Source organism: Nonomuraea sp. LP-02, from assembly GCF_036289125.1.
Lineage (GTDB): Bacteria > Actinomycetota > Actinomycetes > Streptosporangiales > Streptosporangiaceae > Nonomuraea > Nonomuraea bangladeshensis.
Map to the genome: position 1 here is coordinate 2,744,401 of NZ_JAXCLK010000001.1, position 24,989 is coordinate 2,769,389.

The 24,989-nt window shown below is 73.9% G+C and carries 21 protein-coding genes; 9 read left to right on the forward strand and 12 right to left on the reverse strand.

The window, feature by feature from the left end; all coding sequences use genetic code 11:
• The first annotated feature begins 23 nt into the window (after nt 1-23).
• Nucleotides 24-956 (forward strand): 5-dehydro-4-deoxyglucarate dehydratase, encoded by a 933-nt coding sequence (gene kdgD, locus SMD20_RS12745; RefSeq protein ID WP_329579585.1) that lies wholly within the window; start codon nt 24-26, stop codon nt 954-956.
• Nucleotides 957-965: 9 nt separating this feature from the next.
• Entirely contained in the window at nt 966-1,862 is an 897-nt protein-coding gene (locus SMD20_RS12750; protein ID WP_329579587.1) for a C45 family peptidase, read from the forward strand.
• 13 nt (nt 1,863-1,875) lie between these two features.
• Here SMD20_RS12750 and SMD20_RS12755 read toward each other — a convergent pair whose 3' ends face one another.
• On the reverse strand, nt 1,876-2,304 hold the full coding sequence (locus SMD20_RS12755; RefSeq protein ID WP_329579589.1) for a nucleoside deaminase: 429 nt from the start codon (nt 2,302-2,304) through the stop codon (nt 1,876-1,878).
• Nucleotides 2,301-3,155 carry an LLM class flavin-dependent oxidoreductase gene (locus tag SMD20_RS12760; protein WP_329579592.1) on the reverse strand — a complete coding sequence of 285 codons (855 nt, stop codon included), beginning with the start codon at nt 3,153-3,155 and terminating at the stop codon, nt 2,301-2,303. The genes SMD20_RS12755 and SMD20_RS12760 overlap by 4 nt, the downstream gene beginning before the upstream one ends.
• Nucleotides 3,156-3,248: 93 nt before the next feature.
• On the opposite strand from SMD20_RS12760, the gene SMD20_RS12765 reads away from it, so the two are divergent.
• A complete protein-coding gene (locus tag SMD20_RS12765; RefSeq protein WP_329579594.1) occupies nt 3,249-3,698 on the forward strand; it encodes an Lrp/AsnC family transcriptional regulator in 450 nt (149 codons plus the stop codon).
• Here SMD20_RS12765 and SMD20_RS12770 read toward each other — a convergent pair.
• The 3 genes from SMD20_RS12770 to SMD20_RS12780 are packed head-to-tail and all read right to left on the reverse strand — an operon-like array spanning nt 3,695 to nt 5,335.
• Complete coding sequence (locus tag SMD20_RS12770) at nt 3,695-4,054, reverse strand: hypothetical protein (protein ID WP_329579597.1); 360 nt, start codon at nt 4,052-4,054, stop codon at nt 3,695-3,697. The genes SMD20_RS12765 and SMD20_RS12770 overlap by 4 nt on opposite strands.
• A gap of 7 nt (nt 4,055-4,061) precedes the next feature.
• Entirely contained in the window at nt 4,062-4,967 is a 906-nt protein-coding gene (locus SMD20_RS12775) for a WXG100-like domain-containing protein (RefSeq protein WP_329579600.1), read from the reverse strand.
• Nucleotides 4,964-5,335: a YbaB/EbfC family nucleoid-associated protein gene (locus tag SMD20_RS12780; RefSeq protein ID WP_329579603.1), complete on the reverse strand. Its 372-nt coding sequence runs from the start codon at nt 5,333-5,335 to the stop codon at nt 4,964-4,966. Before SMD20_RS12780 ends, SMD20_RS12775 begins: the two co-directional genes overlap by 4 nt.
• Before the next feature lie 68 nt (nt 5,336-5,403).
• Here SMD20_RS12780 and SMD20_RS12785 point away from each other — a divergent pair, with 68 nt between their 5' ends.
• Nucleotides 5,404-6,111 (forward strand): SDR family oxidoreductase, encoded by a 708-nt coding sequence (locus tag SMD20_RS12785; protein ID WP_329579606.1) that lies wholly within the window; start codon nt 5,404-5,406, stop codon nt 6,109-6,111.
• A gap of 61 nt (nt 6,112-6,172) precedes the next feature.
• On the opposite strand, the gene SMD20_RS12790 is transcribed toward SMD20_RS12785, so the two are convergent.
• The 3 genes from SMD20_RS12790 to SMD20_RS12800 form a co-directional block, all read right to left on the reverse strand.
• The gene (locus SMD20_RS12790) at nt 6,173-10,177 is read right to left on the reverse strand and encodes a S8 family serine peptidase (RefSeq protein ID WP_329579608.1); all 4,005 of its coding nucleotides are present in this window, start codon (nt 10,175-10,177) and stop codon (nt 6,173-6,175) included.
• 79 nt (nt 10,178-10,256) lie between these two features.
• Complete coding sequence (locus tag SMD20_RS12795) at nt 10,257-10,484, reverse strand: hypothetical protein (RefSeq protein ID WP_329579611.1); 228 nt, start codon at nt 10,482-10,484, stop codon at nt 10,257-10,259.
• A gap of 194 nt (nt 10,485-10,678) precedes the next feature.
• Complete coding sequence (locus tag SMD20_RS12800) at nt 10,679-13,543, reverse strand: helix-turn-helix transcriptional regulator (RefSeq protein WP_329579613.1); 2,865 nt, start codon at nt 13,541-13,543, stop codon at nt 10,679-10,681.
• Nucleotides 13,544-13,633: 90 nt separating this feature from the next.
• Between SMD20_RS12800 and SMD20_RS12805 the strand changes: the two genes are divergently transcribed.
• Nucleotides 13,634-14,263, forward strand: a complete 630-nt coding sequence (locus SMD20_RS12805) for a LysE family translocator (RefSeq protein ID WP_329579615.1) — start codon at nt 13,634-13,636, stop codon at nt 14,261-14,263.
• Between the two features lie 16 nt (nt 14,264-14,279).
• Here SMD20_RS12805 and SMD20_RS12810 read toward each other — a convergent pair whose 3' ends face one another.
• Nucleotides 14,280-15,191 (reverse strand): cation diffusion facilitator family transporter, encoded by a 912-nt coding sequence (locus SMD20_RS12810; protein WP_329579618.1) that lies wholly within the window; start codon nt 15,189-15,191, stop codon nt 14,280-14,282.
• Nucleotides 15,191-15,604 carry an ArsR/SmtB family transcription factor gene (locus tag SMD20_RS12815; RefSeq protein ID WP_329579621.1) on the reverse strand — a complete coding sequence of 138 codons (414 nt, stop codon included), beginning with the start codon at nt 15,602-15,604 and terminating at the stop codon, nt 15,191-15,193. Before SMD20_RS12815 ends, SMD20_RS12810 begins: the two co-directional genes overlap by 1 nt.
• A gap of 90 nt (nt 15,605-15,694) precedes the next feature.
• Between SMD20_RS12815 and SMD20_RS12820 the strand changes: the two genes are divergently transcribed.
• The 3 genes from SMD20_RS12820 to SMD20_RS12830 all read left to right on the forward strand — a co-directional run bounded on the left by SMD20_RS12820 (nt 15,695) and on the right by SMD20_RS12830 (nt 20,247).
• On the forward strand, nt 15,695-16,480 hold the full coding sequence (locus tag SMD20_RS12820; RefSeq protein ID WP_329579624.1) for an IclR family transcriptional regulator: 786 nt from the start codon (nt 15,695-15,697) through the stop codon (nt 16,478-16,480).
• Nucleotides 16,481-16,544: 64 nt separating this feature from the next.
• Nucleotides 16,545-17,393: a fumarylacetoacetate hydrolase family protein gene (locus SMD20_RS12825; RefSeq protein WP_329579627.1), complete on the forward strand. Its 849-nt coding sequence runs from the start codon at nt 16,545-16,547 to the stop codon at nt 17,391-17,393.
• A gap of 43 nt (nt 17,394-17,436) precedes the next feature.
• Nucleotides 17,437-20,247 (forward strand): FAD-binding and (Fe-S)-binding domain-containing protein, encoded by a 2,811-nt coding sequence (locus tag SMD20_RS12830; protein ID WP_329579631.1) that lies wholly within the window; start codon nt 17,437-17,439, stop codon nt 20,245-20,247.
• A 5-nt stretch (nt 20,248-20,252) separates the two neighbouring features.
• Here SMD20_RS12830 and SMD20_RS12835 read toward each other — a convergent pair whose 3' ends face one another.
• Nucleotides 20,253-22,064, reverse strand: a complete 1,812-nt coding sequence (locus SMD20_RS12835; RefSeq protein ID WP_329579634.1) for a spherulation-specific family 4 protein — start codon at nt 22,062-22,064, stop codon at nt 20,253-20,255.
• A 103-nt stretch (nt 22,065-22,167) separates the two neighbouring features.
• Entirely contained in the window at nt 22,168-24,231 is a 2,064-nt protein-coding gene (locus SMD20_RS12840; protein ID WP_329579637.1) for a SpoIIE family protein phosphatase, read from the reverse strand.
• Nucleotides 24,232-24,487: 256 nt separating this feature from the next.
• Here SMD20_RS12840 and SMD20_RS12845 point away from each other — a divergent pair, with 256 nt between their 5' ends.
• The gene (locus SMD20_RS12845; RefSeq protein WP_329579640.1) at nt 24,488-24,970 is read left to right on the forward strand and encodes a MarR family winged helix-turn-helix transcriptional regulator; all 483 of its coding nucleotides are present in this window, start codon (nt 24,488-24,490) and stop codon (nt 24,968-24,970) included.
• Nucleotides 24,971-24,989 lie beyond the last annotated feature (19 nt).

A 24,989-nucleotide genomic window follows, 5' to 3' on the forward strand; every position in this document is an offset into this window, starting at 1 on the left:
TCGCTCGTCCTTAGCCTGGCCGCATGACCATGTCCCGTTACTCCCCGCAGGAGCTCGCCGCCCGGCTCAGGAGCGGCCTGTTGTCGTTCCCCGTCACGCACTTCACCCCTGACCTGCGCTTCGACGAGGCGGCATACCGCGACCACCTGTCCTGGCTGAGCGAGCACCCGGTGGCCGGGCTGTTCGCGGCGGGCGGCACCGGCGAGGGTTTCTCGCTGACCGGTGAGGAGATCGACCGGGTCGTCCGGGCGGCGGTCGGCGAGGTCGGCGGCCGGGTGCCGGTCATCGCGCCGGCCACCGGCGGCACCGCCACCGCCGTCGCCCAGGCGCGCGCCGCCGAGGCGGCGGGCGCGGACGGGCTGCTGCTGATGCCGCCCTATCTCACGGAGGCCGGCCAGGACGGGCTGGTCGAGCACGTGTCGGCGGTCTGCGCCGCCACGGGGCTCGGCGTGATCGTCTACAGCCGGGCCAACGCGGTGCTCACCGATCGCGCCGTCGAGCGGCTGGCCGCGCGCAACCCGACGTTCGTCGGCCTCAAGGACGGCATCGGCGACATCGAGAACCTCACCCGCGTCTACGCCGCCGTCGGCGAGCGCCTGACCTACATCGGCGGCCTGCCCACGGCCGAGACCTTCGCGCTGCCGCTGCTGCAGCTCGGCGTGAGCACGTACTCCTCGGCGATCTTCAACTTCCTGCCGGAGTTCGCGCTCGCCTTCTACGCCGACGTCCGGGCGCAGGACCACGCGGCGGTCTACCGGCGCATCCGGGAGTTCATCGTGCCCTACCTGGACATCCGGGACCGGACGAAGGGGTACGCCGTCTCGATCGTCAAGGCGGGCCTCGCCGCCGTCGGCCGCCCCGCGGGCCCGGTCCGGCCGCCGCTGCAGAACCTGACCGACGCCGAGCTCGCCGAGCTGACCCTGCTGATCGGCAAGATCTCCCCAAGGACCGCCTAGCATCACAGGATGGCCGGGTTGACGGTGATCGAGTACGCGGGCAGCCCCCTGGAGATGGGACGGGCGCACGGCGAGCAGGCGCGGCCCGTCGTGCGGCGGGCGCTGGAGGCGTGGCGTGAGGTCACCGCCCCGTCGGGCGTGGCCGGGCTGCTCACCGGGTCGCCGCTGCTCGGCACCGTCCGGCGGCTCATGCCGGAACTCGCCGACGAGCTGCGGGGGATCGCCGAGGGCGCGGACGTGCCGTTCGAGGACGTCGCCGCGTACAACTGGATGGACGAGGGCTGGTGGATGCGCCGCCGGCACCTGCGCGAGCACGGCTGCAGCGTCGTCGGCGGGCAGCCGGCCGGCGGCCCCTACCTGGCGCAGAACATGGACCTGCCGGCGTTCATGGACGGCACCCAGCTCGTGCTGCGGCTGCGCCCGCAGGACGGGCCCGAGCAGCTCGTGCTGACCTCGGCCGGGCTGCTCGCGCTCACCGGCGTCAACGCGGCGGGGGTCGCGGTCTGTGTCAACACGCTCGGCATGCTGAGCGGCGACCCGTACGGGCTGCCGGTGGCCGCGGTGATCCGCGGCGTGCTGGCCCGCCGCGACCGGGCCGCCGCGGTGGCCTTCCTGCGCGGCGCCGAGCACGCCAGCGGCCAGCACTACGCCGTGGGCGACGCCTCGGGCATCGAGAGCCTGGAGTGCTCGGCGGCCGGCGCGGTGCCCGTGCCGCTGCGCGAGGGCCGCCTCATCCACACCAACCATCCGCTGGCCAGCGACGACCTCGACGCCGACGCGCTGGGCCGGCTGCGTGAGACGGGCCGCGTACGCGACTCTGAGAACCGGCTGGGCGGGGCGCCGCGGGCGCGGATCAGGCCGGGCCTGCCCGGCCGGGCGGAATGGCTCGAACCGGGCTGGCTCTAAGTGGGCTGGGCCCTCAGCGGTAGTAGCCCTCGACCGGGACGCGGGCCTCGTCGTGGAGCGCCGGGCCCTCCTGCGGCACGTCCGGCCAGCCGGCGCCGCCCGGCTTGAGCTCGCCGAGCTGCCCCTCCGACAGGGCGTAGACGACGCGCCCGAGGCCGCTGCGCTGGATCGCCCCCGTGCACATGCCGCACGGCTGGCAGCTCGTGTACATCGTGGTGGCGGCGGCGGTCGCGGCGTCGAGCTCGCGGGCCGCCCAGACGGCCAGCTTCAGCTCCGGGTGCGCGCTGATGTCGCGGCCGGTGACGGTGGTGTTGCGCTCCTCGGCGAGCACCTTTCCCTGGGCGTCGGCCAGCAGCGAGCCGAACGGCGGGTCGCCCGCCGCGCGGGCCTCGGCGGCCAGCTCGATCGCCCGGCGCAGCAGGGTTTCCTCGTCCGGTGTCATGATTGCTCCTTCGCGGGGCGCAGGTCGGTGTGGGCGGCGACGTCGGCGAGCATCCGCCATTTGGCCGCCGGGTGGAGGGTCTCGGCCGGGTCGCCGTCGAACGGGTCGAGGACGACGGTGTCGGCGCCGAGCCGTTCGAGCTCGGCGAGGTCCGCGACGACCTGGTCGATCGTGCCCTCGCCGGCCCGCCGGTCCGGCGCGGTGACGGGCGTGGTGGTGATGCGCAGGTGGATGCGCGGGGCGAAGGCGGGCACCGGCTGGTCGCCGGCGATCGTCCGCATCCGCTCCACCGCCTCGCGCAGCCAGGGCAGGGTGTTGCGCAGCGGGTGCCAGGCGTCGCCGAGCCGGACGGCCCGGCGGATGCCGGCGTCGCTGTTGCCGCCGATCCACAGCGGCAGGGGTCCCGCGCGGAGGTCCTCGGTGTCCTCGCTGGCGGCCCGCAGGGCCCGCAGCACCTCGTCGGTCAGCTCGCCGCGCCGCTCGAACGGCACCCCGAGCGCGGCGAACTCCTGCCGCGCCCATCCGGAGGCCACGCCGAGGACCAGCCGGCCGCCGCTCAGCTGATTGAGGTTGGCCGCCATGCGGGCGGTCAGCAGCGGGTGCCGGTAGGGCGCGATGAGCACGGTCGTCCCGAGCCTGATCCGGCCGGTGACGCCGGCCAGCCAGGACAGGGTGGTGAACGGCTCGTAGAACGGCGCGGGATACTGCGCGGCGACGTCCGGCGTCACCACGACGTGGTCGGAGACCATGAGCAGGTCGAAGCCGAGGCCCTCCACGGTCTGCGCCCACGCGCGCAGGACACCCGGGTCGGTGCCGGGGCCGAAATTGGGGACGTTGACGCCTATTCGCACCGGTTCAGGCTATCCAGGCGGCCTGGCGCGGAGTAAGGGATTTCTCCCGGCATGAACGGCTGTTGGCCGGGATTATCCCGGTAAGTTGGCTGGGTGGCCGAGAACATCGACGCGACCGACTGGGCGATCCTGGCCGAGCTGCAGCGGGACGGGCGGATGCCGTTCACCGAGCTGGGCCGGCGGGTCAGGCTCAGCTCCTCGGCGACCACCGAACGGGTGCGCCGGCTGGAGTCGCTGGGCGTCATCACCGGCTACCGCGCCGAGGTGGACCTGGAGAAGACCGGGTTCGCGGTGCTGGCCGTGGTGCGGCTGAAGTATCCGGGCAACCGGCACGAGCCGCTGCACCGGCTGCTCGCCGAACGTACGGAGATCCTGGAGTGCCTGCGCACCACCGGCGACGACTGCTACACGCTGAAGGTCGCGGCGTCCTCCATGCGGCACCTGGAGCGGCTGGTGGGCGAGCTCGCCGAGCTGGGCAGCACGACCACCAGCGTCGTCTACAGCCAGCCCCTGCCCTACCGGGGCCCGCGGCCCGCTCCCTAGCCGGTCCCCCAGATGGGCCGCCCGGGGTCGGCCTGCGGCAGCTCGGCCAGGATCTGCGCGATGGTCGCCCAGTCGGCCACCTGGACGACGTCCGCCATGAGCCGCAGCCGCTCGGCGATCTCGTGGTGGGCGTCGAGCCACACCACCACGCCCGCCATGACCTGGCCGGTGACCGCCTCGTAGCCGCCGGCGCCGCCCTGGCCCTTGGCGAAGGTGGTGCCGAGCTTGTCGTCGCCCCAGAAGGCGCCGATGGCGTTCAGCTCGCCGGCCGCGTCGCGGACGAACTCCCCCAGCGACTCCCGTTCCAGGTCGTAGGCGTCGGCGGCGGAGCGGAGGTGCTTCTTGTGGATCTCCACGCCGCGCTCAGCCTCCCGCCGGTTTGTGCGCCATGGTGAAGTACAGCAGCATGCGGCCCAGGGTCTCCTTCCAGGTCGGCACCAGCTCCTCCCCCGACTGCCCGTTCATGGCGTCGTAGGAGGGGCCGTAGCCGATGGATCCGCCGGCGAGGCGGCTGAGGAAATACTGCACGTCCGCGTTGGAGCTCACCTTCCTGGCCAGCGGCGCGGCGGCGTCGAACACGCCGTAGAAGGCGACCGACGCGGCGAACTCCTTCAGCGCCTGCTTGGCGTTGTCCTCCAGCGAGCCGGGGTCGTCGCCGCGCGCCGCCTTCACGCCCGCGACCACGGCCACGTCGCCGACGGCGAAGAAGGCGCTGCCGATCGTGTACTCGGTCAGCTTGGCCGCCACGATCCGCGCGACGGAGTGCTCCAGCAGCCGCGCCAGCATGCCCGCCTGGGCGCGGCGCATGAGGAACTGGGTGATCTGGTACGCCGCCCCCGCCTGCCAGGGGAAGGTGCTGATGAAGACGAAGCTGGCGAAGTTGGCCCATGCCAGCGTCCAGTACGCGTGCCTGGCCGTCTCGATCGCGTCGGCGTACTCGGCGCAGGCCTCGCTGTTGTCCCTGCAGCGGCGGGCGAGCCTGGCGGCGTAGCCGTCGCCGGGGTCGGGCGGGTAGAGGCCGGCGGTGGCGGCCTTGCGGAACTCGGGCACGCCGCCGCCCTCGTTCCTGCGCCACACCGAGGCGGCCGCGCCGGACGTGTGGCCGGGGCTGCGCTCGACGCGCTCGGCCAGCCGCGCCCAGACGGCGGCGGCCTGGCGGGCCTTGTCCGGGTCGCCCTCGGGGTAGTCGACCGCCAGCATCTGGAAGACGAAGGCGGCGATGCCGAGGGTGCCGGCGCCGTAGACGCCCGCGCGGCCGGGGCTGATCATCGGGCCCGCCTCCGTTCTTCGCGGGCGGGTGGACCGCTCCCGGGCCGCGCGTGCTCCAGGGGCGTGCCGGCGAGGAACGGCGTCACCAGGTCCGCGGCCCGCTCCCCCGCCGCGCGGGCCGCCCGCGCGGACGCCCGCAGGATCGCCTCGGCGAGCCGGTCGGAGCCGAGGCGCATGGCGCGCGGGTCGATGGCGAGCCCGGTGAGCGCGCCGTCCTGCGTCGTCTCGGCGACGACCCGGCCGTCCGCGGCCTCGCCCCGCCCCCTGACCTCGGCGAGCCGGTCACGCAGCGCCTCCAGCTCCGCGAGGTCCCGCCGGTGGTCCGCCAGCAGCCTGCCCAGCTCGGTGTCGTCTGGCTCCTTGGTCATGATCCTCATCATATGCACATAAGCCGGTAGGAATTACATAATTAGGATGGTGCCGGTAGCGTGGCCGCATGGTGATCGTCGTGACCGGCGCCACCCGCGGCATCGGCCGCGGCCTCGCCGAGCAGTTCGCCGCCCGCGGCCACCAGGTCGTCACCTGCGGCACCACCGGCGGCGACGTGATCGCCGACGTGACCGACCGCGACCAGGTGCGCCGCGTCTGGGACACCGCCGTGGACCGGCACGGCCGCGTCGACATGTGGATCAACAACGCCGGCGTCACCCATTCCCGCCTCCCGCTCTGGGAGCTGCCCGCCGGCGAGGCAAGGCACGTGCTCGACGTCAACCTCAACGGCGTCGTCAACGGCTGCGCGGTGGCCGTACGGGGCATGGCCGCCCAGGGGCACGGCCACGTGTGGAACATGGAGGGCCTCGGCAGCGACGGCCGGGTCGTGCCGGGGCTGGCCGTCTACGGCGCGAGCAAGCGGGCGCTGACCTACCTCACCAAGGCGCTGGCCAAGGAGGTCCCCCCAGGGGTCTCCGCCGGACTGCTGAGCCCCGGCATGGTGGTCACCGACCTGCTCATGCGCGACGCCGGGCCGGCGCCGGGCCGGGCCTTCCGGCTGCTCGCCGACCGGGTGGAGACGGTGACGCCGTGGCTGGCCGAGCAGGCGGTCGCGCGGGCCCGCAACGGCGCGCACGTACGCTGGCTGACCACCCGCAAGGTCCTCACCCGCTTCGCCCTGGCCCCGTTCACCGGCCGGGACGCGCTGTCCTGAGCCCCGGAACGGCCGAGCTCCCGCCGGCCAGGCGGCCGGCGGGAGCTCTACAGGGACGTGCTCAGCGCAGGTTGAAGGCGCGCAGCGCGGTCTGCTTGACGCGGTTGCCGGCCGCGTCCCACGCCTCCACCTTCAGGCTGACCGCGCCCTTCGTCGCCCGGAACGCCGGGTACGTGGCCGAGGCGGTGTAACGGCCGTCCCGTCCCTTCCTGAGGTCGGCGGGCCGCCACGTGGCGCCGTCGTCGGTGCTGGTCCACAGGCGCACGCCCGCGATGTCGGGCGTCCTGCCGCCCGACGGCCCGTGGTAGGCCTCCAGCTCGAACGTGTGCCGCCGACCGGCCGCCACCGTGTTCCGCTCCGACAGGGTGCCGCCGAGGTCGTAGCTGACGTAGACCGCCGGCACGGTGCGGCACTGCTCCACCGCCCCGTCGATCCACCAGGCGTAGCAGTTGAGCCCCGGCTGCGTCTGGTCCTTGCCGGGCGGGGCGGTGAACGTCCACTCGATGTCCTGGAGGTCGTTCTTCGCCGTCAGCCGGTAGGCGCCCTTGCCCTCGGGCAGCGGGTAGCGGGGCAGCTTCATGAACGGGTCGACGGGCGTGTTCGGGATCTCCTTCCCGTCGCGGTAGAGGTGCAGGTCGTAGCGCGGCTGGATGTCGCCGAAGACGACGCCGTCGTCACGGCTCTCCCCGACCCCGTTGACCATGGACGGCGTCACCCACAGGTTGCCGTCGTGCACGCAGATCGCGCACGGCATCCCGATGAGGCTCGTCATCGGCGGGGCGTCACGGTCGCCGAGCCGGTACAGGTTCTCTCCCGAGGTCGCGGCGCCCGGCACGCTCGGCGTGGCGAACCACTGCTGGGTCGTGCTCCCGGCCTTGTCGAAGACCTGGGTACGGAAGCGGCTCTCCTCGATGTCCTGGACCGGGTCGGGGGTGATGAGCGCGGACAGGCCCGCCTGGTTCACGACCTTGGGGTCGAGCGGCCAGATCCACTGCGGCCTGCGGTCGGGCGCCGGATAGGACCAGTGCAGCGTGTTCGAGGCGGTCGAGGTGTAGGAGACGTCGTCGGGCCGCCACGCGCTGCGCCAGTTCATGTAGTTCTGGTACGGCCCGGCGTGCACGTCGAGGTCGACGCGGTGCATCTGGCGCTCGGTGACCTTGTAGCGCATCGAGTCGGGGACGCGGCCGTCGGCGTACGGCTTGAACACGTACGAGTACGGCGTGTTCGGCGTGCCCACCACGTCGATCGTGACCTGGCCGCGCCGGACCGCCTCACGGATCTTCGTGCCCTCGGCGTTCGAGACGTAGGCGACGGGGATGTTGACCGGCTTCCCCGGCCCGGTGTTCGGCTTCTGGGAGATGCCCAGCGGGATCGGGCACCTGCCGCCCTCCTCGTTGAAGGCCAGGACGCCGGCCGCGCCCGCGTCCCTGACCGCGGACGTGCGCTCGACCTGCAGGCCGCACTCGGGGCCGAACACGCCCTCGGCCAGCTCGGCGTCGATCAGGACGAGCGCGCCGCGCACGTCCTTGCCCGCGAGGTCCTCGGGACGGCCCTTGCCCGCGTCCACGACCCGCAGGCTCTTGCTCGGGAACGGCATCCAGCCGGCGTGGAGCTCCCCCCGGTCGAGGATGTGGATCCGGGAGACCGGGTGCAGGGCGACCGGCTTCGGCGTGCGCATCGTCATGCTGACCTCGGGCACGCCGAGCTCCCACTGGCCGGTGAGGCGGAAGCCGCCCTTGGTGACCCGCTTGGTCGGCAGCGCCCAGGCCTTCTCCCACGCGCCGATCGGCCGGTTGACCGGCAGGGCGCCGCCGTAGACGTCACCGTTCGGCAGGGTCCGCTGGAAGAACAGGTCGTAGCTGTTGTTGAGCGGCTGCGCGGTCTTCGGCGCGTCGAACGCGATCTCGGTCGCCTTACGGGCGTCGAGGGTGATCTCGGTGTCGCCGGTGACGGTGAGCTCCGGCTCGAACAGCCAGGCCCGGTTCGCGCGGTCGTCGCCGTCCACCCAGTCGAGCACCTGGACCACGCTGACGGTGCCGACGGGCACCCGGGTGACGACCAGGCCGGTGTCGTGGATGCCGTACGGGCCGAGCTCGCCCTTCGTGCCGTCCACGTCGACGACGCTCATGGCGGTCGGGGTGCGCGGCTTGCCGTCCCGGTCGAGGGTGCGGATGGTGAGGTTCACCTTGGGGACGTCGCGCACGGCGCCGAGCGGCGTGGTGAGCCGTACGTCGCCGTCGGCCTCGGCGGTCACGGCGCCGCTGTAGGTGCCGAGGTCGAGCCCGGACGGGTCCAAGGTGACGGTGGTGCCGGCGGTGCCGCCCGCCGGGACGGTCAGCGTGGACGCGGCGAGGCTCACCTTCGCGCCGCCGCTCATCGCCGCCTTCAGCGCGAGCGTGACAGGCTCCTTGCCGAGGTTGGTGTAGGTGATTTCGCCGGTACGCGGCTCACCCTCCCCCACCAGCAGGCCGAAGTCGACGCCGCCGCCGGTCGCGAAGACCTGCTGGCGGGTGGCCCGCTCCAGGTCCACGCGGCCCGCGCCCTGCTCGTAGACGGTGAAGCCGTCGTCCTTCGAGGTGGACATCAGCGCGGTCTTGAGCTGCTGGGCCGTCCAGCCGGGGTGCTGCTGGGCCATGATCGCCACGGCGCCGGCCACGTGCGGCGTGGCCATGGAGGTGCCGGAGGCGGCGGTGTAGTGGTCGTCCACCGGGTTGCCCATGGAGGTGCCGGCGGCCCGCGCGGCCACGATGTCCACGCCCGGCGCGGCGATGTCCGGCTTGAGCGCGCCGTCGCCGACCCGCGGCCCGCGGCTGGAGAAGCCGGCGAGCTGGTCGCTCTTGTCCACGGCGGCCACGGTCAGCGCCGCGTCGGCCGCGCCCGGGGTGCCCACCGTCTCCTTCTCGTAGGCGTTGCCCGCGGCGATCACGAACAGGGTGCCGGTCTCGGCGGTCAGGTCGTTCACGGCCTGGCTGAGCGGGTCGGTGCCGTCGGTGGGCGGGCCGCCGAGGCTCATGCTGACGGCCTTGGCGCCGCTGCGCGCGGCCCACTCCATGCCCTCGATGATCCACGACTCCAGGCCGGAGCCGCTGTTGTCGAGCACCTTGCCGACGACCAGCTTCGCGCCGGGTGCGACGCCCTTGTTCCTGCCGCCGGAGGCCGCGCCGGTGCCGGCGATGGTCGAGGCGACGTGGGTGCCGTGACCCTGACCGTCCTGCACTTCCTCACCGGGGACGAACGACCTGCTGTCGGAGATCTTGCCGGCCAGGTCGGGGTGGGCGGGGTCCGCGCCCGTGTCCAGGACGGCGATGGTCACGCCGGTGCCGTCATGGCCGCGTTCCCATGCCTGGGGCGCGCCGATCTGCGGGACGCTCTTCTCGAGGTCGGCCTTGACCTTGGCGTCCAGCCAGATCTTGGCGATGCCGCCGCGCAGGCTCTTCGCGGTGCTCTGCTGGGCGCGTACGGCCTCCCAGAACGTGCCCGCCTCGCCCTTGGTGACGTCGAGGGCGGCCGCGTGGATGCTCTCCAGCGTACGGGTGGGCTCACCGGCGGGGATGGCCGCGGCGGAGCGCTTGACCTCGGCCTCGGGCTGCCCGCCGGGGTACTGGACGATGACCGGCAGGTGCTCGGTCACGTCGTCGGCGTAGCCGTTCTCGGCCAGGTACTTGACGTCGAACAGCCGCTTGTCCAGCAGACCCGCCTGGATGGCGGGGACGGCGTCGTCCGGCAGCACGTAGACGCCGTCCGGGGTGAACTGGGTGAACAGGTTGATCCGGCCGCCGCCCTGGCGGGTGCCGGGGGCGGGCTCCACGCGGTACTTGCCGGGGACGGTCTGGGTGAGCTGGACCTTGTCACCGGTGATGAGCGTGACGACCAGGCGACGGGCGCGTACGCCGGTCAGGGGGACGGTTTGCGCCTCGTTCCGCTCGCCCTGGGCGGCGGTGGGGGTGGGGGCCGGGGTCGTCGCGGCGGCGGGGGCGGGGGTCGCGGGCGACAGGACCGTCAGCACGGTGACGGCGGTCAGCAACGCGCCTGCGCGGCGCGCTAACGGGGGGCGGGGCAGCGCCATGGGCGGCCTTTCTGAGGGGGGCTTTGCACGGGCAATCGGCGGACGGGCAATCGGCGGGCGGGGCCCGCCGGGTGGCGGTTCAGACGGGCTCGAAGCCTTCGGGCAGTCCCGATGGCGGCACGGGGTCCGCGACGGTCAGGCCCGCGCGGGCCACGGAGGTCGAGTCCGTGGGAGGCAGGTCCGCGGGGGCCGGGGGCGCGGACGTCAGGTCCGCGGAGGCCGGGTCCGTTGGGGGTGGGTCGTCGGGGGCGGGCTCGCCGCCGGGGTCCTGCCGGCCCTGCCGCGGCGCTGGTGGGGTTTCGGACACGGGGAAAGTGTCACGGCGGCGGCATGGAATGGGGAATGGAGCGCCCTATGGGGAAAAATCCCCATTCGGGGGACGACATGGGGAACCCCATGGGGATCAGGGAGACCACGCGAGGGACGACGGGGGAAACCACCCCCGGGGACGACGCCGGGAACTTCGCAGGTCAGGGCCGGGCAGGGACGATCCCGGGTACGTCAGTCGGCGGGGAGGAGGCGGGCGAGCTCCGTCCGTGACCGGGCGCCGACCTTGCGCATCGCCGCGCTCACATGCTTGTCCACCGTCTTCGGCGACAGGAACAGCTCTCGGGCGATCTCCTGGTTGGTCAGCCCCTCCGCCGCCAGCCGGGCCACCTGCTCCTGACGGGCCGACAGCACGTGGTCGTCCCCGCCGCGCGCGGGCGCGACCGGCGACGGGCGGAGCCCCCATCGGCGGCCCAGCCCGGCCGCGCGGTCCAGGTCCCAGCGGGCGCCGAGCTCCCCGTACAGGGTGACGGCCCGGCCGAGCCGGGTGGCGGCGGCGGGGTCGTCCAGGGTGAACAGGCAGGCGGCGGCCTGCTCGTGCGCCTGCGCGGCCTCGTACCTGGCCGGGACCTCCTCGAAGGCGTCCGCCGCCGCGGCGAACTCGGCGGCGGCCTCCGCCTGCCGCTCGCCGGTGGCGGCGAGCAGGCCGCGGGCGTACGCGAGTGACGGCCCGGCCAGCGGGGCGTCGAGCCCGTCGAGGTGGGCGGCCCACCGGGCGACCGCGTCCGCGGCGTCCCCGGCCCGGCCCGCCGCGAGCAGCGCCTGGGTGAGCGCGGGTAGCGTACGGACGGCCACGGGCCACAGGCGCGCCGCCTCCCAGCGGACGGCCACCTCGGCCGCCACGGCGAGCGCCGCCTCCGGCTCGCCCCGGAGCGCGGCCAGGCGCAGCAGCACGGCCAGGGGCAGGACGAGATCGTCGAACTGCCCCCGCGTCCGGGCCATGGCGACCGCGTCGAACAGGAACGGCGGCGCCGCCTCCGGCCGCCCCTGGACCGCGGCCAGGCAGGCGCCCACCCCGTCCATGATGATCCGCTCGTGCGGCTCGTCGCCGAAGTGCTCACGCAGCTCCTCCAGCCGGGCCGCGAGCCCGTCCCACGAGCCCTCGACGTAGTCGGCCACGGCGATGACCACCAGGGACCGCAGTTCGAGCCGTCCCCGCAGGTCGGGTTCCGCGCCGTCCTCGATCGCGGCCGTCACCAGGCGGCGGCCCGCGCGGTGGTGGCCGGCGAACAGGCCGGCCCCGCCGATGGAGCGGTAGGCGTTCACCTCGCGGCGCAGCAGCCTGCGCCCGCCGGTCTCGCGCAGCAGGTCCTCGGCCAGCCCGGCCCAGCGGGGATCGCCGATCACCACGAAGATCATCGCGATCTTGCCGAGCACCAGCATCCGCATGGCGGGGTCGTCCACAGTGGGCAGCGTCGCGAGCGCCCGCTCCAGCCAGGCCATGGCCTCGTCCTGCGGCACGGGGCTCGGCGGGCGGCCCACGCCGGCCATGGCCCAGGCGGCGAGGCCGGGCCTGCCTGGCTCCCCCGGGCGGCCGGTCAGGTCCTCGGCGGCGGCGGCGAACGCCTCTCCGATGCGGGCCTCGTCGGTCCGCGTACGCTCCAGGTGCAGCGCGAGCAGCAGGCGGAGCGTGCCGCGGAGCGGACGGGGCACGTCCTGCTCCAGCGCGGCGGCGATGAGATCGGCGACGGGCGGGGGGCGCAGCAGCTCCAGTGCGGCCCAGCCGAGCCTGACCGTCAGCTCCGCCCGGCGCGCCGCCGGCGGGTCGGTCTCGCGCAGCACGTCCGCCAGCAGCCGCGCGGCCTCGGCGTCGTCGCCCAGCCTGGACGCCTGCTCGGCCGCCTCGACGGCGGTCTCGGCCCACTGCTCCGTACGTCCGGCGTGCCGCAGGTGGTGCGCCAGCCGTCCCAGCGGCACCGGCCGCAGCCCGCGTACGGCGTCGGCGGCCTCGGCGTGCAGCGCCCGGCGGCGGCCGGCCGGGATCGCCTCGTACACCGCCTGCGCCGCCAGCACGTGCCGGAACCCGACCAGGCCGCCCGCGTCCGTGAGCAGCCCGGAGCCGAGCACCTCGTCGATCGCCCCGGCCTCGCCGGCGGCCAGCAGGCCGATGGGCACCGCCGTCTGCAGCACGGCGACCCGCTCGGCCACCTCCTTGGCCCCGGCGGACAGCCGGGCGACGCGCTCCTGCACCGAGGCGCGTACGCCGCTCGGCACGTCCAGCTCCTCCAGGGCGCGGCGCGCCCAGCCGCCCTCCCACCTGATGAGCGTGCCGCGGGTGCGCAGCAGCGCCAGCAGCTCCTGGACGGCGAGCGGCAGCCCGGACGCCCGCGCGCACAGGTGCTCGGCGAACTCGGCCGTCACCTCCTCCGCCCCGAGGATGGCCGAGGCCATGACCCGGGTCTGGGCGGCGTCGAGCGGCGGCAGCACCAGGTGCTCGCGCCGGATCGCGTCAGGGAGGCGGGCGGTGATCCCCCGGACCGCGGCCGGCGCCTCCTCCTCCCGGTAGGTCAGAACCACCCGGAGCGTGCCGGGCGGCGTTCCCGGCAGCACGGACATCAGGTAGGTCAGGAACTCGACCGTCTGCCCGTCCGCCCAGTGCAGGTCCTCCACGACCAGGACGGCGGGGCCGAGCGCGGTCAGGACCTCTTCGAGCCCGCGGAAGACCCGGTGCCGTTCGGCCGCGCGGTCGTCCAGCGGGGGCGGCGCGGGCGGCAGCGCCGCGGCCAGCTCGGGCAGCAGCTCGCGCAGGGCTCCGGCGACCGGCGACAGGGCGGACTCGCCGAGGTCGGCGGCCCGGCCGCGCAGCGCCTCCACCAGCGCTCCCAGCGGGAACGGCTCCCTGATCTGCAGGCAGGCGCCGCGCAGCACCCGCAGGCCGGTCACGGCGGGGCCGTCCAGCAGCTCGGCGACGAGCCTGGACTTCCCGATCCCGGCCTCGCCCTCGACCACGGCCACGGCGGGGACCGGAGAGGTGACGGAGATCAGCTCGACGAGCCGGGCGAGCTCCTTCTCCCGCCCCACGAGTATCGGGGAGACCATCCGCCCAGCTTGCATCGCATCATTCAACTGCACCCGGAGTCATCGGGCAATGTCATGCCTCGTACTGGTCGTCCGGGTAAAGTCGCGCATGTGACGATCAGCAGCTCTTTGTGGTCATTCGCGCTCGTCGTCGGGTTGCTCACCCTCACTCCGGGGCTCGACACCGCCCTGATCCTGCGGACCGCGGCACTCGGACGCCGCCGGGGCGCGTGGGGCGTGGTCCTGGGGATCCAGGCGGGCACGCTGGTGTGGGGCGCGCTCACCTCGCTCGGCGTGACGGCCGTGCTCACCGCCTCGCACCTCGCGTACGAGGCGCTGCGGTGGGCGGGGGCGGCGTACCTGGTGTGGATGGGCGCCCGGATGCTGATCGGCACCTTCCGCAGGGAGGAGCCCGGACCGGATGCCGCCCCCGTGTCGGAGGACACCCTGACGCGCGGCTTCCGTCAGGGCCTCACGACGAACCTGCTCAACCCGAAGGTGGGCGCGTTCTACGTCGCCGTGCTGCCGCAGTTCATCCCGGCGGGGGCCGCCCCTCTGGCGATGGGGGTGCTGCTCGCCTCGGTCCACGCCGTGCTCGGGCTGGTCTGGTCGACGGTGCTGGTCGCCTTCGCCCGCGTCCTGCGCGAACGGCTGAGGACGACCCGCGCGAGGCGGCTGCTGGACCGGGTCACCGGCACGGTGATCGCCGCCTTCGGCGTCCGGCTCGCGCTCGGCGACTGAGCCGCCCCGGGCGGGGCTACCAGCCGATCTCGTCGCAGCCGGTGTGGTCGTGCGGCTCCACCTGAAGGGTGGCGTGGGCGACGCCGTGCCGCCGGCGGAGCAGGTCGCGGGCCTGGTCGAGCACCGCGTGGTGGTCGTCCTGGTCGGCCGTGACGAGGTGGGCGGTGGCGACGTTCATGCCGGAGGTGAGCGTCCACAGGTGCAGGTCGTGGACGTCGCGCACGCCCTCGATGGCCGCGAGGTCAGCGGCGACGGCGGCGGCGTCGAGCCCTTCCGGCACGTGCTGCCCGAGCACGGCGAAGACCTCCCGGCCGAGCGAGACGGCCCGTACGGCGACGAACACCCCGATGGCCAGGGCGATCAGCGTGTCCCAGAACACCTGCCCGGTCGCCGCGATGAGCCAGCCCGCGACGATGACGCCGACCGAGCCGGCGGTGTCGGCGACGACCTCCAGGTAGGCGCCCTTGACGTTGAGGCTCTCGCGCGCGCCGGCGCGCAGCAGGACCAGCGCCACCAGGTTGACCGCCAGACCGATCGCGCCGACGACGAGCATCGGCCCGGCGGAGACCTCGGCCTGCCCGCCGATACGGCCGATCGCCTCGGCGACCACGTAGACCGCGACGCCCAGCATGAGCACCACGGCCAGCAGCGAGGCGAACACCTCGGCCCGGTAGGAGCCGTAGCTGCGCCGGCCGGTGGTGTCGGGGCGGGTGGCGATCCGGGTGGCGACCAGCGCCGCGCCGAGCGTGACCACGTCGGCGGCCATGTGCCCGGCGTCCGACATCAGGGCCAGCGAGCCGGAGAGCAGCCCGTAGACCAGCTCGACCACGAAGAAGCAGCCGATGAGGGCGAACGCGAGCGCCAGCCGCCAGCGGTGCCGCCCGGCCGCATGGCCGTGCCCATGTCCCTGCCCGTGTCCCGCGCCCATCACCGGTCTCCGGAGCGTTCGGGGTGGATGGCGTCGGTGTGCTCGGTGTGGGCGAGCGCCAGGTCGAGCAGCATCCGTACGTGCGGGTCGGCCAGCCGGTAGTAGGCCATCCGGCCCGCCCGGCGGGCGGCGACGATACGGTGCGCGCGCAGCAGCCGCAGGGCGTGGGAGACGGCGGACTCGCTCTGGCCGGTGACGGCGGCGAGGTCGCACACGCACAGCTCGCCCTCCAGGAGGGCGACGAGCAGCTTCAGCCGGTTCGTGTCCGACAGCAGGCCGAAGACGTCGGCCGTGTCGGCGAGGTCGTCGCCGGGCGGCATCCGCTCGCGCACCGCGGCGACCCGGTCGGCGTCCACGACCTTGAGTGCACAGCCGTCCACGGCGGTCACGCTCACATCTGAAGACTTGTTCATATATCTATTGTGTCGCTGGCACAGAGGTTGTCAACAGATCCAAAAGGGGCCAACTTTCGTTTGACGGAACGATGGTCTAATGTTCGGAACGTGTCGCGAGCCACTCCTGACGATCCCGCCGCCGAGACCCGGCTCGTCGGGGCCGACCGCGTGCTCGCGGTGCTCGCCGAGCTGGCCCGCCACCCCGACGGCATCGGGCTGGAGGAGATGGCGCGGGCCGTGGCGAGCCCGAAGCCGACCGTGCACCGCGCGCTGGCGGCGCTGCGCAGGGCCGGGTTCGCCGCGCAGCACGGCCACGGCCGCTACGTGCTGGGCGACGAGTTCCTGCGGATGGCCTTCGCGCACCACGAGGAGCGGCCCGACCACGTCCGCGTCACCCCGATGCTCAAGGCGCTCTGCGACCGGCACGGCGAGACCGTGCACTACGCGGTGCTGGACGGGGCCTCGGTGGTCTACCGGTCCAAGCTGGATCCCCCGATGGGCGCGGTGCGGCTGACGTCCGTCGTGGGCGGGCGCAACCCGGCGCACTGCACCGCGGTCGGCAAGGTGCTGCTGGCCCACGCCTTACCCGACGAGGACGCGGTCCGCGCCTGGGTGGGCGGCCGTACGCTGGAACGCCGCACCGAGCGCTCGATCGGCACGGCCGGCGAGCTGCACGCCGAGCTGGCCCGCGTCCGCGAGCAGGGCTACGCGGCCGACGACCAGGAGAACGAGCCGGGCGTCAACTGCGTGGCGGTCCCCGCCTACCTGACCTCGCCCACCTCTCCCAGCGGCGCGATCAGCGTCAGCGGCCTGGCCTACCGCACCCCGCTGCGCGCCCTGATCGACGACCTGCCCGCCATCCGCGCCATCGTCACCGGAGAGGACCCTTCGTGAACATCACCGCCGGTGTCCGCGGCCTGCCCATGCCCTGCTGGAACCCCCTCTGAGAGAGAGACCCGTGTACCTCATGCGCATCGGCGCTCCCGGCGCCGAGAAGCCCGTCGTCCGCGTGGACGAACGGCACTACGTCGACGTCTCCGACATCACCCCCGACTTCGACGAGCGGTTCTTCGCCGCGGGCGGCCCCGCCCTGCTCGCCGAGCGGGTCGCGGCCGGGGAGCGGCGCGCGTTCGCCGGCGAGCGGATCGGCGCGCCGATCGCCCGTCCCCACCAGATCCTGTGCATCGGGCTCAACTACAGCGACCACGCCGCCGAGACCGGCCAGGCGGTGCCGGCCGAGCCGATCCTGTTCACCAAGTCGCCCAACACGCTGGTCGGCCCGAACGACGACGTACGCATCCCGCGCGGCTCCACCAAGACCGACTGGGAGGTGGAGCTGGGCATCGTCATCGGCAGGCGCACCTCCTACCTCGACTCGGTCGAGGAGGCGAAGGACGTGATCGCCGGCTACTGCGTGGTCAACGACGTCAGCGAGCGGGCGTTCCAGATGGAGCGCGGCGGGCAGTGGAGCAAGGGCAAGTCCGCCGAGACCTTCAACCCGGCCGGCCCGTGGCTGGTCACCCCCGACGAGCTCGCCGACGTCAGGAACCTCGGCATGTGGCTCGACGTCAACGGGGTGCGCCGGCAGACCGGCACCACCAAGACCATGATCTTCGACCCGTACGTCATCGTGCACCATCTGAGCCAGTTCATGGTGCTGGAGCCGGGCGACCTGATCAACACCGGCACCCCGCCGGGCGTCGGCATGGGCCACGACCCGCAGATCTGGCTCCAGCCGGGCGACGTGATGGAGCTCGGCATCGAAGGACTCGGCAGCCAGCGCCAGAACGTCGTCGGGCCGCGCTAGCGCCCGGCCCCCGCACCATCAGCACGTCCCCACCGAAGAGAGCATGACCGTGACCCACGCCCGACCGCCCCGTCTGACCGCCCCCGACCCCGCCGTCCTGTCCCGCGTGGAGGCGGCCGTGCCGGGCATCGCCAGGACCAGGGCGAGCGACCGGCTCGGCATGGCCCACGACGCCTCGCACTACCTGCTCACCCCGGAGGCGGTGCTGGTGCCGGAGAGCGCCGGGCAGGTGGCGGCGCTGCTGCGGACCGGGCTGCCGCTGACGTTCCGCTCCGGCGGCACCAGCCTCAGCGGTCAGGGCGTGAGCGAGCACCTGCTGGTGGACACGCGCCGGCACTTCAGGGACATCGAGGTGCTGGACGGCGGCGCGCGGGTACGGGTGCAGCCGGGCGCGGTCCTGCGCCAGGTCAACGCCCGCCTCGCGCCCTACGGCCGCAAGCTCGGCCCCGACCCGGCGAGCGAGTCGGCGTGCACGATCGGCGGCGTGGTCGCCAACAACTCCAGCGGCATGACCTGCGGCACCCACGCGAACACGTACCGGATGCTGGAGTCGATGACGCTCGTGCTGGCGAGCGGCACCGTCGTCGACACCGGCGCGCCGGACGCCGACGAGCGGCTGCGCGCGCTCGAACCCGAGCTGGCCGAGGGCCTGCTGCGGCTGCGCGACCGGGTGCGGGGCAACCCCGACTCGGTGCGGCGGGTCCAGGCGCAGTTCTCGCTGAAGAACACCATGGGCTACGGCCTCAACAGCTTCCTCGACCACGACTCCCCCGCGCAGATCCTCGCCCACCTGGTCATCGGCAGCGAGGGCACGCTCGGCTTCGTCGCCGAGGCGGTCCTGCGCACCGTCCCCGCGCATCCGCTGGCCGCCACGGGGCTGCTCGTCTTCCCCTCCCTGGGGCGGGCGATGGCCGCCATGCCGGAGCTGGTGGCCGCGGAGCCGGCCGCGGTCGAGCTGCTGGACGCCGAGTCGCTGCGGGTCGCCCAGGCCGACCCGAAGGCCGACGACGTGCTGCGCTCGATGGAGGTCGCCGGGCACGCGGCCCTGCTGATCGAGTGGCAGGAGTCCGACGCCGGCGTGCTGGCCGGGCGGGAGCGGGCCGCCGAGGAGGTGTTCGGCGCGCTGGAGCTGGCCGCGCCGGCCCGGCTGAGCCGCGACGCCGGCGGCCGGGCCGCGCTCTGGCACATCCGCAAGGGCCTGTACGCCGCCGTCGCCGGCGCCCGCCCCTCCGGCACCACGGCCCTGCTGGAGGACGTCGCCGTGCCGGTGCCCGCCCTGGCGGACCTGTGCGAGGAGCTGAACGCGCTGTTCGCCAAGCACCGCTACGAGCGCAGCGTCGTCTTCGGCCACGCCAAGGACGGCAACCTGCACTTCATGCTGAACGAGCGCTTCGCCACCGACCTGGAGCGCTACGCCGACTTCACCGAGGACCTGGTGACCGCCGTGCTGGAGCGCGGCGGCACGCTGAAGGCCGAGCACGGCACCGGCCGGGTCATGGCGCCGTTCGTCCGCCGCCAGTACGGCGACGAGCTGTACGAGGTGATGCGCGAGGTCAAGCGCCTGTGCGACCCGGCGGGCACGCTCAACCCCGGCGTCGTGCTCACCGACACCGACGACGCGCACCTGCGCGACCTCAAGAACGTGGTCACCGTCGAGCCCGAGGTCGACCGGTGCGTCGAGTGCGGCTACTGCGAGCCGGTCTGCCCCAGCCGCGATCTGACCACCACGCCCCGCCAGCGCATCGTGCTGCGCCGCGAGCTGGCCGCCGCCCGCGAGGCGGGCGACCGCGCGCTCGCCCGCGCGCTGGAGGCCGACTACGGCTACGACGCGGTGGACACCTGCGCCGTGGACGGCATGTGCGCGACCGCCTGCCCCGTCGGCATCAACACCGGCGACCTGACCAAGCGGCTGCGCGCCGAGCGCCACGGCCGCGCGGCCCGCGCCGGCTGGAACGGCGCCGCCAAGCACTGGGACGGCGTCACCCGGGCGATGAACCTGGCCCTCGACACCGCGGCGGCGGTCCCGCCCGCGCTGGCCGAGGGCGCGAGCCGGGCGGCCCGCGCCGTCACGAGCGCCGAGGCGGTGCCCCGGTGGAGCCGTGACCTGCCCCGGGGCGGGAAGCCCCGCCTCCCGGTCCCGGCCGCCGCGCCCGACGCCGTCTACCTGCCGTCCTGCCTGAACACGATGTTCGCCCCCGCCGACGGCGGGCCCGGCGTGATGGCCGCGGTGCGGCGTCTGGCCGAGCGGGCCGGGGTCACGCTGCGCGTCCCCGAGGGGGTCGCGGGCCTGTGCTGCGGCACCCCCTGGTCGTCGAAGGGTTACGCCGACGGGCAGCGGACGATGGGCGAGCGCGTCCGCGAGGCGCTGCGGGAGGCCACGGACGGCGGGCGGCTCCCGGTGATCACCGACGCCGCCTCCTGCACCGAGGGTTTCCACCGCCTCGGCCTGGAGGCGGCGGGTGTGCGGGTCGTGGACGCGGTCGCGTACGCCGCCGAGCACCTGCTCCCCCGCCTGACCGTCACCCGCCGCCTGCCCTCGCTGGCGCTGCACCCCACCTGCTCCTCCACGCAGCTCGGCCTGGACGCGGCGATCAACCTGATCGCCGAGGCCGTGGCCGAGGAGGTCGTCGTCCCCCAGGGCTGGCAGTGCTGCGCCTTCGCCGGTGACCGCGGCCTGCTGCATCCGGAGCTGACGGCCTCCGCGACCCGGGCCGAGGCCGCCGCGGTGCGGGCCGGGAAGCACGCGGCGCACGCCTCGGTCAACCGTACGTGTGAGCTCGGCCTGACCCGCGCCACCGGGGAGCCCTATCACCACCTGCTCGAACTCCTCGACCGGTGCACGGGTTCCGCATAGGGAGGTCAGCTCGTGGTGAGCGTGAGGACCTCCGGGGCGTAGTCGTGGCGGACGCCGTCGGTCCCGTGGAAGACGATCCTCTGCGTGCTCCCCGTGCCGGCCAGCACCGAGAGCGGCACCGACCACCGGTGGACGCCGTTCGAGACCAGCGGGCCGACGCCGGCCACCGCGCTCCACGACCAGTCACCGGGCGCGCCGGTCTTCCGGAACAGGGTGTCGTTCTCGATCATGTACTCGGCGCCGATGGTGTACACCGGCCAGCCCGTCCGGTGGTCCTCGTCGGTGTCGATGAAGACGTGGCGCTGCGCGTACGGCAGGGCGAACCGGGCCTGGTAGATCGCCTCGCCCCCGCTCGCCGACGCCGTCGCGCCGCTGATCGGGCCCGGGTCGGCCGTCACCGAGACCGCGCCCGACCGCGCCGAGACCCGGTCGGTCGTGTCGCGGGCCCGCACCGTGAAGCCGTAGGTGCCGCCGAGGGTCAGGCCGCCCACGGTGACGCCGGTCAGCGTGCCGGGCACGGCCAGCTCGCGCACGCCGTCCCGGTAGACGTCGTAGTACTGGACGCGGTCGCCGGGGTCGGCGTCGGTGGACGGCGTCCAGCTCAGCCTGACACTGGTCGGGCCGACGTCCGAGGCGACCGGGGTGCCGGGCGTCGTCGGGGCGTTCGCGCTGGCCGCGGCGGTGGTCACGGTCAGCGCCCGGCTCGCCTCCGAGGTCCTGCCGGCCTTGTCGCGCGCCTTGACGGTGAAGGTGTAGGAGGTGGCGGGCGCGAGTCCGGCCACGTCGTACGTGGTCGCCGCCGGCGCGAAGTCGGCCTGCGTGCCGATCTTCACGCCGTCCTGGTGGACGTCGTAGCCGACCGCGCCGGGGCAGAGGGCCGAGGTCCAGCTCAGGCGCAGGCTCGTGGCCGTCACCTGGCTCGCCGCCGGTCTGGGGGGCGTCGCCGGGACCGCGCCGCCGCTGCCCTTGGCCGCCGTGACCTGCGCCGTGTGGTACGGCGGCAGCCGGTCCCACGGGTTGGGCAGCACGTCGTCGGTCACGTACACGTAGCCCGCGTTGTTGGCCTTGGACAGGCTCATCACGGTGGCCAGCCCCGACGCGGGCACGTCGTAGACCAGGTGCCAGATGCGGCGGGGGTCGTGGCGGGCCTCCCACGCCGCCGGCAGGTACGGCCCCTGCCGGTCGAGATAGGAGCCGTAGGGGCCCTCGAAGGTGACGAGGATGTCGGCGGCGTCCGCGTAGCACGAATGCGGGGAGACGCCCGGGTTGACGATGGTGGTCGCCCCCGGGTGGTACTTCTTCACGTACGCGGTGGCCTCGCGGTAGAGGCTCACCCAGGCGTCGCCGACGCCCGCCGGGCCGCAGAGGCTCTGCGCCTGGTCGAAGAAGATGCCGTCGATCGAGGAGCCGTAGAACCGGTACCACGTGTTGACGTCGGACTGGATCTGCGCCCGCCAGTCGTCGGCCGAGACCGAGCCGAGCCGGGTGCCGAAGCCGGTGGTGCCGAAGTAGCCGGTGTCCACGTACCCGATGACCTTGATGCCGGCGTCGTGCGCCGCGGCCAACGCGCTGGTGTAGGCGGGCTTGGCCGCGTCGTCCGGGCCGTTGGCGACGTTCGCGACCAGGATGCCGGGCTTGCCGGCCGCGGTGTTCATGAGGCTCCAGTCGGCGGCGGTGTCGCCGCTCGGCAGGAAGTAGGCGGGCACCGCGACGCGCTGGCCGAGCACGGCGTCCGCCGCCTGGGCGGGCGCGGCGGCCGGCAGCGGAAGGGCCAGGAGCACGGCTGCGAGCACCGTGCGCAGGCGGAAAGCGGGCATGTGCGGCCTCTCTCGCTGGAATCAGGGCGTTCACGCCACCACGACCCTGCCACGACCACCGCCATGCCGCCACGTTAAGAGACCATTTCATCACAGAAAGTCGTCAAGAGGTACGGGTCCGCCGGGGCCGGGGCGGCAGCCGCAGGGCCATGACCGCGATGTCGTCCAGACCGGTCGTCGGAAGGTCGTCCAGCAGGGCGTCGCAGAAGCTGTCCACGGGCCGGGCGGCGAGCCGCTCGGCGGCCAGCCGGAGCCGTTCCAGACCGCGGTCCAGGTGCTCGCCCGGCTGCTCCACGAGGCCGTCGGTGTAGAGCAGGAGCGTGCCGCCCGGCGGCAGCGGCTCCTTCCCCGACGGGCGGTGCCCGCCGGGGGTGAGACCGAGCAGGGGGCTCACGGCCTCCTCCAGGAAGCGGCCCTGGCCACCGGGCTCGACCAGCAGCGGCGGCGGGTGGCCCGCCACCGCGTAGTCCAGCCGGTAGCCGTCGCCGGCGGGCTCCACGCGGGCGCACACGCAGGTCGCGGTGATCTCGCCGGCCAGCGACTCCATCGCGGTGTCGAGCCGGGCCAGGACGTCCCCCGGCGGCTCGCGCCGGTCCATGGCGAGGGCGCGCAGCATGTTGCGGAGCTGGCTCATGGAGACGGCCGCGTTCAGGTCGTGGCCGGCCACGTCGCCGATCACGAGCACCGGGATGCCGTCGGGCAGGACGAAGGAGTCGTACCAGTCGCCGCCGATCTCCGCGGCGGCCGGGCTCGCCCGATAGCGGGCCACGATGCGCAGGTCGGGCAGGCGGGGCGGCTCGGCCAGCAGGCTGTACTGCAGGGCCAGCGCGACCTGCTGGGTCCGCTGGAACCGGATGGCCCGGCTCAGCGCGTCGTGGGTGTGGTCGAACATCAGGTCCAGCAGCCTGGCGTCCTCCTCGCCGATGGGCGGGCGGTCCCCGCAGGTCACGGCGACGACCACGGCGGGCACGGTCCCGTCGACCACGACAGGCAGGATCAGCGCGCCGTTGCCGCCGTTGTCAGCCAGCCACGACCGGGCCGCGTCGGGGACGACGCCCGGCGGCGGCGAGCCGGCCGGGAACGTCCTGCGCACGGGCCGGCGCCGCCGTACGGCCCTGACGAACGCGTGCCGCCCCGTCAGCCGCTCCTCGAAGTACGGCACCGGAGGCTCCAGGCCCTCGCGGACGGCGGTGGCCAGCCTCCTGACGATGAGCGGCTCCTCGCCCTGGCGTCCGTCGGAGAGGTCGGTGACGAGGTAGACGCTGCAGCCGTCGGCCATCTCCGGCACGATCACCCCGGCCAGCGCGTCCAGCATCTCCTCCAGGCTGCGCAACTGCCCCGTCGCCTCGGCGGCGCGGTCGAGCAGGCGCTGCGCCCGCTGCTCCCGCCACTGGTCCTCGATGTCGGTGCTCGACCCCACCCACTCGACCACCTGGCCGTCCTCGCAGATGGGCACGGCGCGGAGCTGGAAGTGCCGGTAGCCGCCGTACACGGTGCGCAGCCGGTAGACGTGCTCCCACGTCCTGCTGACGTCGTTGACGGCCCGCTCCCAGGATTTGATCGTGGCCCGGCGGTCGTCGGGATGGACCGCCCGCAGCCAGCCCTGGCCGCGGTACTCCTCCCACGTCTGGCCGGTCACCCGCTCCCAGTTCCGGCTCCGCTCACTGACGAAGCCGTCGCGGCTGGTGACCCAGATGATCGGCGCGCTGATCTCCATGAGGCTCGCCAGCCGGCGCAGGAGGCGGCGGCGCTCCTCGGCGACGGCGGCGATCCGGTGGGCGGCGCCGACCTGGTCGGTCACGTCGATCACCATGGCCAGCACGCCGTGGTCGCCGGGGCCGAAGGAGATCCGCGACAGGCTGGCGGTGAAGAACCGCTCGGGCTCGGGGCGCTCGCTGGAGGGCAGCTCGGGCTCGGCCAGGATCATGATCGGCTCGCCGGTGGCGTGGACGTGGTCCATGCGCGGGCGGTAGTAACGCCGCACGAACCTGGCGAACGACTCCTCCACCGACACCCTGCCCTCGGGGTCCCTGAACAGCGACCGGAACAGGGCGTTCGTGTAGACCAGCCGGTGGTCGGGGCCCCGCGTCACCACGACGCCGACCGGCGCGGGATCCAGCATCTCCAACGACAGACCGCTGTCCCCGCGGCCTTCATCCGCACCCATGGTGACCTCCCCCGATGGCCACGTGTACGGGGTGCCCTACCCGGTCAGGGGCGCTCGATGCCGCCCGCCGGATGTGCACGATGCACACGTTGTGTAGAGTGCAGCCGGACATTAACCCTAAAAGGGGACAAATTTGCACTCCGCACCTTCCTCGCGATCCGAGCTTCTCCAGCCGGGTCCAGAACCTGGCCGGTCGGACGGGTTGACGGGCCACCGGGGGTTAGTTCGTGGCACGAATTTCCCATACGCTGGGCGCGTGACAGGAGAAGAAGACGGACGGATCGGCGTGGTGGCCGCGCTGGTGCGCGGCGCGTTCCTGGTGAACGCCGTCTACACCGAGTCCGCCAGGGAGTTCGGCATCACCGCCCAGCAGGGGCAGTTGTTGTGCGTGCTGATGCCGGGGCCGTACGGGATGGGCGAGCTGGGCACGATGCTGGGGCTGGCCAAGTCCAGCCTGACCGGCCTGGTGGACCGCACCGAGCGCAACGGCCTGGTCCGGCGCGGGACGGACCCGCGCGACTCGCGGGCGGTGCGGATCGCGCTGACCAGGAAGGGCGCCGCGCTCGCCGAGCGGTTCTACGCCGAGACCTGCCGCCGGGTGGAGCGGCTGACGGCGGAGCTGTCCGACGCCGATCGCGAGACGCTCGCCGCGCTGCTCGGTTCCGTCGTGACGGCCAACAAGGTGCCCGTGGTGTTCCAGGAACCGGCTCCGGGAATTGAAGTTCGTGCCACGAACTAATATGGTTCGTAGCACGAAC

Coding starts and splice junctions, on each gene's coding strand:
- kdgD (WP_329579585.1), top strand. CDS start 24: ATGACCATGTCCCGTTACTCCCCGCAGGAGCTCGCCGCCCGGCTCAGG.
- SMD20_RS12750 (WP_329579587.1), top strand. CDS start 966: ATGGCCGGGTTGACGGTGATCGAGTACGCGGGCAGCCCCCTGGAGATG.
- SMD20_RS12755 (WP_329579589.1), bottom strand. CDS start 2,304: ATGACACCGGACGAGGAAACCCTGCTGCGCCGGGCGATCGAGCTGGCC.
- SMD20_RS12775 (WP_329579600.1), bottom strand. CDS start 4,967: ATGATCAGCCCCGGCCGCGCGGGCGTCTACGGCGCCGGCACCCTCGGC.
- SMD20_RS12780 (WP_329579603.1), bottom strand. CDS start 5,335: ATGACCAAGGAGCCAGACGACACCGAGCTGGGCAGGCTGCTGGCGGAC.
- SMD20_RS12785 (WP_329579606.1), top strand. CDS start 5,404: ATGGTGATCGTCGTGACCGGCGCCACCCGCGGCATCGGCCGCGGCCTC.
- SMD20_RS12790 (WP_329579608.1), bottom strand. CDS start 10,177: ATGGCGCTGCCCCGCCCCCCGTTAGCGCGCCGCGCAGGCGCGTTGCTG.
- SMD20_RS12800 (WP_329579613.1), bottom strand. CDS start 13,543: ATGGTCTCCCCGATACTCGTGGGGCGGGAGAAGGAGCTCGCCCGGCTC.
- SMD20_RS12810 (WP_329579618.1), bottom strand. CDS start 15,191: ATGGGCGCGGGACACGGGCAGGGACATGGGCACGGCCATGCGGCCGGG.
- SMD20_RS12815 (WP_329579621.1), bottom strand. CDS start 15,604: ATGAACAAGTCTTCAGATGTGAGCGTGACCGCCGTGGACGGCTGTGCA.
- SMD20_RS12830 (WP_329579631.1), top strand. CDS start 17,437: ATGACCGTGACCCACGCCCGACCGCCCCGTCTGACCGCCCCCGACCCC.
- SMD20_RS12835 (WP_329579634.1), bottom strand. CDS start 22,064: ATGCCCGCTTTCCGCCTGCGCACGGTGCTCGCAGCCGTGCTCCTGGCC.
- SMD20_RS12840 (WP_329579637.1), bottom strand. CDS start 24,231: ATGGGTGCGGATGAAGGCCGCGGGGACAGCGGTCTGTCGTTGGAGATG.